This window comes from Mesorhizobium prunaredense, assembly GCF_900156895.1.
Classification (GTDB): domain Bacteria; phylum Pseudomonadota; class Alphaproteobacteria; order Rhizobiales; family Rhizobiaceae; genus Mesorhizobium; species Mesorhizobium prunaredense.
The window spans coordinates 1-2,549 of record NZ_FTPD01000028.1 but is presented as its reverse complement, the minus strand read 5'-3'; the positions used below and the strand labels follow the sequence as shown (position 1 = coordinate 2,549).

Sequence of the window (2,549 nt, the reverse complement as noted above, 5' to 3'; positions counted from 1 at the left end):
ACGAAGCCGCTCGCGCGGCAATGGCGCGCGTGGTGAGGGTAGAGCGATGATCTGAACGCCGTGCATTTGTGGGTTTGCGGTCCTGGCTGACGATTGAGGTCTTCTCAATCATCAGACAGGAGGTTTCCATGACGGAGGAGAGGACCACCCCGCTGCGCGAGCGGATGATCGAAGACATGCGCATCCGCGGAATGGGCGACAAAGCCCAGCAGGCTCATATCCGAGCCATCAAGGATTTTGCCCGGTTTCTCAAGCGTCCGCCGGATACGGCGACGCCGGATGATCTGCGCGCCTACCAGCTGCACATGACGAATGCCGGGGTGACACCCACGACATTCAATGCCCGTATCGTGGCGCTGCGGTTCTTTTTCGGCACCACCTGCGGGCGTGAGGACATGAAGCGGCATATGCAGTTTCGCCGCCAGCCGCGGAAGCTGCCCGTGGTCTTGAGCGTCGAGGAGGTTTCCGACCTTCTGATGGCGACGCCGGGGCCGGGCCTGAAGTATCGAGCGGCGCTCAGCATCTCCTATGGCGCCGGCCTGCGGGCTTCGGAGGTGTGCAATCTCAAGATCAGCGACATCGACAGCGACCGCATGCTGATCCATGTCGAACTGGGCAAAGGGCAAAAGGACCGCAAGGTCATGCTGTCGCCCGGGCTGCTGGAGCTCTTGCGCGCCTATTGGCGTGAAGCGCGGCCACAGGGATGGCTGTTTCCCGGCAAACCGAAGATCAATCCGATCTCGCCGCGGCAGCTCAACCGCGCCTTCACCTCGGCCAAAAACATGGCCGGGATCGGCAAACCCGCGACGCTGCACACCCTGCGGCACAGCTTCGCCACGCATCTCCTGGAAGCAAACACCGATGTCAGGGTCATTCAGGTCCTGCTCGGGCATGCCCGGCTCAATACCACCGCGATCTATGCCCACGTTGCCACCAAGACGATCCGCGGCACGGTCAGCCCGTTCGAGACGTTGAAGAAGCTTCAGGACCAAACGCTGCGACGCGGATTGGAGTAGCGCCCGGGTCACGTGGCCCGGGCCACGCTGGAGATCGCTGATATCTTTCGCACCTACGGCCCCGCGTGGCGGCGGGCCAATGCCGGGCATGTCAGCCTGATCCAGCTCAAGGTCATGGCGGCGATTGAAGCCTGCCGAACCGAGGCGCTCGGCGGGCATGTGGCGGCCTGCACCAAGTGCGGGCATAACCACATCGCCTATAATTCCTGCAAGAACCGGCACTGTCCGAAGTGCCAGGGACCTGCGGCGCGGGACTGGATGGCCGCCCGTGCCGAAGACCTGCTGCCCGTGGAGTATTTCCACGTGGTTTTCACCCTGCCTGCCGAGATCGCTCAGATCGCCTACTGGAACAAGAAGGCTGTCTATGACCTGCTGTTTCGGGCATCGGCCGAGACGCTGACCACGATCGCGGCCGATCCCAAGCGGCTCGGCGCACGCATCGGCATGACCAGCGTGCTGCACACATGGGGATCGGCGCTCACCCATCACCCGCATGTCCACATCATCGTGCCTGGCGGGGGACTGTCGCCGGGTGGCACACGGTGGATCGGCTGCCGCCCCGGGTTCTTTGTGCCCGTGCGGGTCCTGTCCCGGCTGTTTCGACGGCTCTTTCTGGAAGGTCTGATGGCGCTGCATCGATCAGGCGATCTGGCCTTCTTCGGTGACCTGGCCGGCCTTGCACAGGCTGACACCTTCGCCGCCTGGCTCGCGCCGCTACGCAAATCCGAATGGGTCGTCTACGCTAAGCCCCCGTTCGGCGGTCCTGAGGCCGTGCTGGCCTATCTCAGCCGTTACACCCATCGCGTGGCGATCTCGAACAGCCGCCTGATCAGCGCCAATGCCGAGGCGGTCACCTTCCGCTGGAAGGATTACCGGATCAAGAACGATGACCGTCACAAGGTCATGCGCCTGGCCACCGCCGAGTTCATCCGCCGCTTCCTGATCCACGTGCTGCCCGACGGATTCCACCGCATCCGCCATTACGGCCTGCTGGCCGCAGCAGGCCGCAAGGCCAATGTCGCAAAGATCAGGAAACTGCTCGGGGCGAAAGCCCCCTCGCAGGATGAAGCGCCAAGCGCCGAGAGCATCCCGCTCACCCTCAGGGAGCCATGCCCGCACTGCGGCGGCCCGATGCGCATCGTCGAGATATTCCGCCGCGGCCAGCAGCCCAGATCCCGTGCGCCACCGAGGCAGCAGGCCGCATGACGAGATGCCCGTCACATGGCCCAACGTTGAGCCCGATCTGCCCTGCATTCCGGGATAAAGTCGGTTTGCGCCAAGCTTTGCCGAACACGGCAAAATCGCCGAGACACAACGGCAGACGGCCTCGGGAACCAAGCCCCATCACACCATCGGCAGCTTTTGGGCCACCCCCATTGCTGCTGTCGCGCCCGCCGCTCACCGCCAGCCCCGCGCTTTCCCCATAGGCTCCACCCAGCACCCCGCGGCTTCCTCCTTGGGAGGTTTTTCAACGCGGGCCGATGTCGATCCCAGCCCGCACCGTCACGCCGCGGCCCGCATCGAAAAACCTTC

At 64.1% G+C, this 2,549-nt stretch carries 2 protein-coding genes; both read left to right on the top strand.

Features of this window, described 5'->3' with window-relative positions; translation table 11 throughout:
• Positions 1-128 precede the first annotated feature (128 nt).
• Positions 129-1,016 carry a tyrosine-type recombinase/integrase gene (locus BQ8794_RS21435; RefSeq protein WP_077380684.1) on the top strand — a complete coding sequence of 296 codons (888 nt, stop codon included), beginning with the start codon at positions 129-131 and terminating at the stop codon, positions 1,014-1,016.
• Positions 1,017-1,028: 12 nt separating this feature from the next.
• Positions 1,029-2,222, top strand: a complete 1,194-nt coding sequence (locus BQ8794_RS21430) for an IS91 family transposase (RefSeq protein ID WP_077380683.1) — start codon at positions 1,029-1,031, stop codon at positions 2,220-2,222.
• Positions 2,223-2,549 lie beyond the last annotated feature (327 nt).

What these genes read in the sequence shown, in the direction of transcription:
- BQ8794_RS21435 (WP_077380684.1), top strand. Translation starts at nt 129, where the DNA reads ATGACGGAGGAGAGGACCACCCCGCTGCGCGAGCGGATGATCGAAGAC.